This window comes from Allobosea sp. NPDC003192 (assembly GCF_050275675.1).
GTDB lineage: Bacteria > Pseudomonadota > Alphaproteobacteria > Rhizobiales > Beijerinckiaceae > Allobosea.
In genome coordinates this window covers 1-8,606 of sequence record NZ_JBNNPK010000044.1, presented here as the reverse complement: position 1 = coordinate 8,606, position 8,606 = coordinate 1, and the positions used below count along the sequence as shown (strand labels likewise).

General features: G+C 68.8%; 6 protein-coding genes. 3 read left to right on the top strand and 3 right to left on the bottom strand.

Annotation, left to right across the window (positions count from 1 at the left end; all coding sequences use genetic code 11):
* Both ACQKLX_RS29665 and ACQKLX_RS29660 read right to left on the bottom strand, forming a co-directional pair.
* The coding region (locus ACQKLX_RS29665) for an acyl-CoA dehydrogenase family protein (RefSeq protein WP_427365154.1) at window positions 1–1,590 on the bottom strand (1,590 nt) is incomplete at its 3' end.
* A 258-nt stretch (window positions 1,591–1,848) separates the two neighbouring features.
* On the bottom strand, window positions 1,849–2,310 hold the full coding sequence (locus tag ACQKLX_RS29660) for a MerR family transcriptional regulator (protein WP_427365153.1): 462 nt from the start codon (window positions 2,308–2,310) through the stop codon (window positions 1,849–1,851).
* A gap of 354 nt (window positions 2,311–2,664) precedes the next feature.
* On the opposite strand from ACQKLX_RS29660, the gene ACQKLX_RS29655 reads away from it, so the two are divergent.
* From ACQKLX_RS29655 to ACQKLX_RS29645, 3 genes are all read left to right on the top strand, one after another.
* A complete protein-coding gene (locus ACQKLX_RS29655; protein WP_427365152.1) occupies window positions 2,665–6,057 on the top strand; it encodes a hypothetical protein in 3,393 nt (1,130 codons plus the stop codon).
* Between the two features lie 238 nt (window positions 6,058–6,295).
* Window positions 6,296–7,228 (top strand): sulfite exporter TauE/SafE family protein, encoded by a 933-nt coding sequence (locus ACQKLX_RS29650; RefSeq protein WP_427365151.1) that lies wholly within the window; start codon window positions 6,296–6,298, stop codon window positions 7,226–7,228.
* A complete protein-coding gene (locus tag ACQKLX_RS29645; RefSeq protein ID WP_427365150.1) occupies window positions 7,225–7,995 on the top strand; it encodes a TIGR02186 family protein in 771 nt (256 codons plus the stop codon). Before ACQKLX_RS29650 ends, ACQKLX_RS29645 begins: the two co-directional genes overlap by 4 nt.
* Window positions 7,996–8,054: 59 nt before the next feature.
* Here ACQKLX_RS29645 and ACQKLX_RS29640 read toward each other — a convergent pair.
* Window positions 8,055–8,606: molybdopterin-binding protein (locus tag ACQKLX_RS29640; protein ID WP_427365149.1), on the bottom strand; the 552-nt coding region annotated here is incomplete at its 5' end.

Genomic DNA, 8,606 nt, shown 5'->3' with positions numbered 1-8,606 from the left:
GACCAGACCGAGCAGGTGCATGTAGTCATGTGCGCCGGCGCCGGCGTTGTCCGGCTTGGCGAGGGCGTTCTGCATGAACCACATCGTCGCCTGCTGGAGATGGCCGAGCGAGGCGGCAAGCGAGGCCAGCAGCGGCTTCAGCGCCTCGTCGCCCTCGTTCTCCTTCACGAAGGCGCCGACCTCGTTGAAGAAGGCCATGATGGCGCGGCCACCGTCGCGGCCGAGCTTGCGGCCGACCAGGTCCATCGCCTGCACGCCGTTGGCGCCCTCATAGATCATGGCGATGCGGGCATCGCGCACGAACTGCTCCATGCCGTGCTCGGCGATGTAGCCATGGCCGCCATACATTTGCTGGGCCTTCACCGCGTTGTCGAAGCCGATATCGGTGAGCACGCCCTTGAGCACCGGCGTCATCAGGCCGAGCTGGTCGTCGGCCGCCTGGCGCTCGGCGTCGTCCCCGGAGCGGTGGGCGACGTCCGACTTGATCGCGTTCCAGATGACGAAAGCGCGGGCGGCCTCGTTGAAGGCCTTGATCGACATCAGAGTGCGGCGCACGTCCGGATGTACGAACAGCGGATCTGCCGGCTTGTCGGGGCTCTTGGCGCCGGTCAGGGCCCGGCCCTGCAGGCGATCCTTGGCGTAGGCGACGGCGTTCTGATAGGCGACCTCGGACTGGGCGAGGCCCTGGATCGCGACGCCGAGGCGGGCCTCGTTCATCATCACGAACATGGCGTTGAGCCCCTTGTTCTCGGCCCCGACCAGCCAGCCCTTCGCCCCGTCATAGTTCATGACGCAGGTCGAATTGCCGTGGATGCCCATCTTGTGCTCGATCGAGCCACAGGAGACGTGGTTGTTCTCGCCGACCGAACCGTCCGCGCCGACCTCGTTGCGCGGCACGACGAAGAGCGAAATGCCCTTGACGCCCTGCGGCGCGCCCTCGATGCGGGCGAGCACGAGATGGACGATGTTCTCGGTGATGTCCTGCTCGCCGGCCGAGATGAAGATCTTGGTGCCGGTGATCGCATAGGAGCCGTCGCCATTCGGCACGGCCTTGGTCTTGATCAGGCCGAGATCGGTGCCGCAATGCGGCTCGGTCAGGTTCATCGTGCCCGACCAGATGCCCTCGGCCATCTTCGGCAGATAGGTGCGCTTCTGTTCGTCCGTGCCGTGGACATAGAGCGCGGCCATCGCGCCCATGGTCAGGCCCGGATACATGGCGAAGGCCATGTTCGCCGAGGAGGAGAACTCGTTGATGATGGCGCCAAGCGTGTAGGGCAGGCCCTGGCCACCGTACTCAGGGTCCATGGCGAGGCCGATCCAGCCGCCGGCCGCATAGGCCTCATAAGCCTGCTTGAAACCCTTCGGCGTCGTCACAGAACCGTCGGCGTTGCGCTTGCAGCCCTCCTGGTCGCCGGAATGGTTGATCGGCTGAAGAACCTCCTCACAGAGCTTGGCGCCTTCGCCGAGCACGGCCTCGACCAGATCCGGCGTCGCCTCGGCGAAGCCCGGGAGATTGTTGTAGCGCTCGAACTGGAAGACGTCGTTGAGCAGGAACAGCGTGTCCTCGACAGGCGCCTTGTAGACCGGCATCGCATCCCTCCCTGGCGTTTCGTGCAGCCTTCGTGACGAAGCTTGCCGGCTTCATATGACAGCGGCGCTTCGAGATAGTTCATATATAAACTATCTGGTTGCGACTTGCCAAGGGGCGGCATCAACTTTTTCAGCCGGACAGCGTAGTTGGGAGAGATTGGCGCGCCGCACGCGGAACGTGCAAACGAAAAATGCCCCGAACCGGCGAGGGTTCAGGGCATCGTGTTTTGAAGGGTGCGGTCGAGCGACCGAGTCGCTTCAGGCGTCGAGGCGCGCGAGGGTCGCTTCGAGCTCGGCGATCGCCGCCTCGATCTCGGCCCGTTGGCTGCGCAGCAGGTCGAGCTGCTCGGCGATCTGGCCGCGGCTGAGCTGTAGACCGCCGACCGAGGCGGACGGCTCCTTGCCCTTGAGCTCCTTGCCCTCCTCGTTTGCGAGCATGGCGCGGATTTCGACCAGGGTGAAGCCGAGCTGCTTGCCCTTCAGGATGAGGGCGAGACGGGCGCGGTCGCGGCCGGAATAGATCCGGGTCAGGCCGGAACGGGCCGGTGCGAGCAGGCCACGCGATTCATAGAAGCGCAGCGTGCGCAGGGTGACGCCGAATTCGCGGGCGAGATCGCTGATCGTGAAGCCATCGGCTTCGCTGGCATTCGTCGTCTGGGGGGAGGCGGAGCGGCCGTCGTGACTTGGTGTGGCCGCCAGAGCCGAGCTTTGGCGCGACATGTCTGATTCCTTAGAGGTTGCGGGCGGGGCAGCGACCAATCGGAGCGCCCCTGCGTTGCCGGCAATGTAGGCGTTGCGGCTCCCTTACGTCACGTCGTTCCCCACCAGCCGGGGGTAAGTTACCGTTATGCCCGGTCAGGGCAACCTGCCGCGACAGGTGTTTCCGGAAAATTAACGTCCAGGCCCTCGATCTTAACGCTCTATTTACCGTGACGGCGAAAAGTCGGTGCCGCGATCTCCAGCATCAGCCGCATCAACCCGATGTTCATGATTACCGAGATCGCAAGGGCGCCGCCGCGTGAGGGGGTAGCGAGCGCTCTTTGGTCAATATCTGCCCCTCGAGGCGAGCGTGACATGGCGACCAGCCTGCCCTGGAGCGTCAAGGGCGTCGATCCGCGCACACGCGACGCGGCGAAAGCCGCTGCTCGTCGCGCCGGGATGACGCTCGGCGAGTGGCTGGACAGCAAGATTCGCGAAGAGGCGGGGGAACCCGAAGCCGTCGCGCACGAGGCGCAGGAGCACGACATCGTCGCCCTGTCGGAGCGCCTCGCCCGGCTCTCGCAGGGCGGGATGCAGACGGCCGCTCCGCCGCAGGCCGCCAGGTCCGATCCCGCGCGCGAGCGCATCGACGCCTTCATCACGCAGGCCGCCATGGCCGAACGCCTGACCCGCGACAGCAACGCCCGCACGGCGAACGCGCTCGATTCGATTGCGCAATGGATGGAGCGTACCGAGAGCCGCCTGTCGCAGGGCGAGCGCGCCACGGTCGAGCGCCAGGAGCGCACCACCAGCGTGATCGCCGATTCCATCAAGGCGATGGGCGAGCGCCTCAGCGAGATCGAGCGTCGGGCCACGGAAGCCAACCGCCGGCCGGTGGTGCAGCCGGCGCGCCCGGTGCTGAGCCGCGAAGGCCTCGCCGCTGCGGTTTCCGACATCCGCTCGCGCCAGCGTGCCCTCGACGAGGGGCCGAGGACGCCTGCTCTCGAACGTTCGAACCACGCCCCGACGCTGGCCAATCTGCGCGACGATCTGCGCCAGCTGAGCGACCGGATCGCTCCAGCACAACCGGCGATCCGGACTGAGGATCAGCGCGCCGCCTACAAGCCACTCGAACGAGCGATCGGCGAGCTCGGCGCCCGGCTCGACCGCCTCGACGGGCGCGACCGGCTCGACGCCGTCCTGAAGCCGCTGGCCCGGATCGAGGCCGAGATCGGCCGCCTGTCGGAGACGCGCCCGCAGGAAAGCTACAGCCGCTTCGAGCTGGAGGTCGCCCATCTCGCCGCCAAGGTCGACGCCCTCGCCACGCGCGGCGGCGACCGCCAGATGATCGCCCCGATCCTGAACGAGTTGGCCGAGCTGCGCGAAATCGTCGCCGCACCGGACGGCCGGCGGTTCGACGATCTGTCGCTGCAGCTCAACGCCCTGACCTCGGACATCGGCCGCCTGCGCGACGACACGCGCGATCTGCGCAGCCTGTCGCTGGCGATCGAGGACGTCCGCGAGAGCCTGCACAGCGACCGCCAGCGCGAGCGCGCTGGCGACAGCGGACCGATGCTCGCCTTGTCGCGCCAGGTCGAGTCGCTCGCCCAGAAGATCGACTCGCTGCCGGAGATGAAGGCGTCCGTCATCGACGGGCAGGTCGACCAGCTTGTCGCCCGCCTCGGCGAGCTCGACGCCATCGGCCGCCCTGCCTCGAACGAACTCGCCGGCCGCATCGAAGCGCTGGTGATCAAGCTCGAGCATCTGGCCGAGCGCCCGCCGAGCCGGCTCGAGGACCGGATCGAGGCTCTGACCGACCGCGTCGAGCAACTCACGGCCTCCAGCACGCTCGCCCAGATGGTCGATGAGGGCGGGACTCCCCTCGCCCGGGTCGACATGCGTCCCGTCGAGGACATGCTGCGCGGCCTCGCCGCCAAGATCGACGAAGCCGGGCGCCCCGGCGCCGGCTCCGATTCCTTCGACGCGCTTGAGCGCCAGATCGCGGGCCTGACCCAGCGGCTCGACCAGCAGGCGGCGACGCGCTCGGCCGAGCATGGCATCGAACGGACGCTGCAGGACCTCGTCGTCCATCTCCAGAGCATGCGCGAGGACACCGCCGCCGCGGCCGAGCGCGCAGCGCGCGCCGCCATGGCCGACCTGCCTTCGTCGCGCGGCGCGAGCCTGTCCGAGCTCAGCGACCTGATGAGCGGCCTGCGCGAGAGCCATGTCTCGACCGGGCGCGAGACCCAGGATGCGATCGGCGCCGTGCACCGGACGCTGGAGACCATCATCGGTCGCCTCGGCGATCTCGAAGCCGAGCTGGGCGGCGAACGCGAGCGCCCCAGCGCCGCCCCGGCTCCCGCTTCGCGCGTCCGGGCGCTTGCCCCGGCCGAAGAGATCAAGGTGACGGCTCCTGCCGTGCCGATGGCCGAGCGCTTCGCGGCCGAGCAGCGCCCGCCGCGGGTCGGTGGGCTCGACATGCCGCTGGAGCCTGGCTCCGGCCGGCCGCGCCCCGATGCCCCGGCCCCGCAGGGCAATGACCCCCAGGCCGTGCGCCAGAGCCTGATCGCCGCGGCGCGCCGTTCGGCCAAGGCCGCCAGCGAAGCTGCCGCCGCCAACCCGGCGCCCGCAGTCGAGACGGCCAAGGCCGGCAAGCCCGCCTCCGGTGGGCGCCTGAAGGCGATCCTCGAGAAGCGCCGGCGGCCCCTGCTGCTCGGCCTCGCCGCGGTTGTCCTCGCGATCGGCGCCGCCCAGGTGTTCTCGGGTGGCCAGCAGGGCAGCGCCAAGAAGCAGGTGGCGAACGAGAGCAGCCGGACCGAACCGAGCGCTGCCGCTCCCGTCGAGACCCCTGCGGCCAAGCCGACGCCGCAGAGCGCCCCGACCGAGCCGACGCCGCCGCCAGCCAAGGACCAGAGCTCGGCCTTGCCGCCGCTGCAGATCGGCACGACGCCTGCCCAGGCGGCCGCGCCCGCACCGGCCCAGGCGGCGAGCCCTGAGCTTCCACCGGTCGCCTCCATGCCTTCGATGGTCGCTTCGCTACCGCTGCAAAGCCCGTCCGAAGCGGTCGAGAGCGTCACCGGGATCGGCGAATTGCCCGGCACTGCCGGCAGCGCCGGCATTCGGAAGGCAGCGCTCGCGGGCGATGCCCGCGCCGTCTATCAGATCGCCGCCCAAGCCGCCGACGGTCCGGGCAACCGCGACCCGAAGCTGGCGCTGCGCCTGTTCGAGCGCGCTGCCGTCGCCGGCCTTACGCCGGCGCAGTTCCGGCTCGGCAACATGTTCGAGAAGGGCATCGGCACCAATCGCGACCCGGCGCTCGCCAAGGTCTGGTACGGGCGCGCCGCCGAGCGCGGCAACGCCAAGGCGATGCACAACCTCGCCGTGCTCTATGCCGAGGGCGCCGGCGGCAAGCCGGACTATGCCACGGCGACCGAATGGTTCCGCCGCGCCGCCGAGCACGGCGTGCGCGACAGCCAGTACAACCTCGCCATCCTCCTCGGCCGCGGCCTCGGCGCTCCGGCCGATCTTGGCCAGTCCTACCGCTGGTTTGCGATCGCCGCCGCCCAGGGCGACGACGATGCGGCGCGCAAGCGCGACGAGGTGGCGAGCCGGCTGCCCGCCGGTGATCTCGCCGCAGCCAAGGCGGCGGCAGAGAGCTGGAAGCCGAAGCCGCTCGAAGCGAACGCCAACGAGGTCACGCCGCCGGCCAAGGGCTGGGACGAAGCTCCGGTGGCCGCCAAGAAGCCGGCCAAGCCCGGCCGTGGCTGAGCCAGGCGGTGCAGGCCTGCGCCTGCACGCGAGATCGGTTCAAAGCTGCACAAATTGAAAAGGTTTACGCTGTAGCGTCACCGCTACGGCGCGCCTTTCGTTCGGTCGGCTCCGGCCGAACCAGAAATTCGTGCCGGCTCAGCAGGTTGGGCATGTTCTTGTCGCAAAAGTCGTATCCACTTTTGCGGAACCATGCCCGACATGGGAACGCGCCGACGGCCGACGGGGTTTTGGAAGAGTGCAGATCTATCTCCCGATCGCGGAACTGCCGATCAGCATTTTCCTCGTGCTCGGGCTGAGCGGCGCGGTCGGCTTCATCTCGGGCCTGTTCGGCGTCGGCGGCGGCTTCCTGCTGACACCGCTGCTCATCTTCCTCGATATTCCCCCAGCCGTCGCGGTCGCGACCGTCGCCGCACAGGTCGCCGGCTCTTCGATGACCGGCGTTCTGACCTACTGGCGACGCAACGCGCTCGACTTCAAGCTAGGCGGCATCCTGGTCTCCGGCGGCATCTTCGGCACGATCATGGGCGTGCTGTTCTTCAACTCGATGCGACGCCTCGGCCAGCTCGAACTGGTCATCACCCTGTCCTATGTCACGCTCTTCACCTGCATCGGCGGGCTGATGCTGTTCGACGCGGTGCGCGCCGCACTGCGCGACCGCCGCGGCAAGCCGGCTCGCCGCCTGCGCGAGGCCGGCTCACACCCACCCTGGATGGGCCTGCCGCTGCGCATGCGCTTCCCCCGCTCGCAGCTCTACGCCAGCGTGATCCCGATCGCGGCGCTCGCCATCGTCATCGGCTTCATCGGCGCGGTACTCGGCGTCGGCGGCGGCTTCATGCTGGTGCCGGCGCTGATCTACTTCTTCCGGATTCCGCCGGCCGTGGTGGTCGGCACCTCGCTATTCCAGATCCTGGTCACCATGACCGGCGCGACGGTGCTGCACGCCGTCACCAACCAGTCGGTCGATATCATCCTCGCCATGCTGCTGCTGGTCGGCGGCGTCATCGGCGCGCAGTTCGGCGGCCGCGCAGCGCGCAATCTCAACGTCTCGTCGTTCCGGCTGCTGCTGGCGCTACTGATCCTCTCGGTCGGCCTGCGGTTCGCAGTCGAGCTCTTCCTGCCGCCGAACGAGCCCTATTCGGTGGTCGTGCCGGAGGGAGCGCAGCGATGAGACGCGCGGCGCTCGCCCTCGCAGCAGCTTGCCTTGCGATGTTCGCCGGTGCTCCGGCGAAGGCCGAGGCGCTGATCGCGGCGCTGTCGACCCACCGGATCGCGATCGCCTCCAACTTCACCGGCGACCAGCTCGCCGTGTTCGGCCTGGTCGAGCGGGACGGGCGCTCGGTGGCTCGTGCCGACCCCTACGACATCGTCGTCACGGTGCGCGGGCCGCAGCGCATGCTCATCGTGCGCGAGAAGGAGCGCGTCGGCCCGATCTGGATCAACCGTACCCAGCGGCGCTTTCCGGATCGCTCGATCTATCTCTCGGTCGCGACCAATCGACCGATCAAGGAGATCCTGTCCGACGAAGCGGCACGACGCGACCGCATCGGCCTCGCCAATGCGCAGCGCACGCAGGGAGGCTTCGACTTCGAGTTCGACATCGCCCGCTTCCGCGAGGCGCTGATCCGGACGCTCGAAGGCAAGCAGCTCTATACGCTAGACGAGCGCGGCGTCACCTTCCTGTCGCCGGCGCTGTTCAGCTCGCAGATCAAGATCCCGGCGATAGCGCCGACCGGCCCCTACGAGGTCGAGGTGCTGCTCTATGCCGGCGGCTCCATCCTGGCGCGCCAGACCACCAATTTCGAAGTGGTGAAGACCGGCGCGGAACAGCGCATGACCTCGGCCGCGCATGACCGGCCGCTGCTCTACGGCCTGGCGACGGTCTCGGTGGCGCTGCTGCTGGGCTGGCTGGCGACGGTGATCTTCCGGCGCGACTGAGCTTTGGATCGCGCATCAGAGCGTTCCGAAAAGTGGCTTCCACTTTTCGGTCCGATGCTTCAGCCCGTCAGCATCTCATAGGCCAGGAAGGGCGCGATCGTGCCCTCCGCGACGCTGGTGAGCTCGTCGGCGAGCTCGACCAAGCCGTCGGTCTCGGTCAGCGAGGTCAGTACGCCCGCCCCATCGCGGGGATGCTTGCGCGCCACCGCGATGCCATCCGGACCCGGAGCGAGCGAGACACGGACATATTCGCGCCGGCCGGCCTTCTTCTTGTAGGCGAAGCCCAGCCGGACGGGCAGGCCGGGCAGCCGCACCGGCTTCGTGCCCGAGAGGAGCGCGATCACGGTGCGGGCGACGAAGGCGAAGGTGATGAAGACCGCGACCGGATTGCCGGGCAGGCCGATGAAGGGGGTGCCGGCGACCAGCCCCATCGCCACCGGCCGGCCGGGCTTGATCGCGACGCGCCAGAAGGCGAGCTCGCCGGCCTGCTCGACCGCAGCCTTGACGTGATCCTCCTCGCCGGTCGAGACGCCGCCCGAGGTCAGGATCAGGTCGCAGTCCGCCGCCGCCTCGCGCAGCCTCCGAGCGAGGCTTTCACGCTCGTCCTTGAG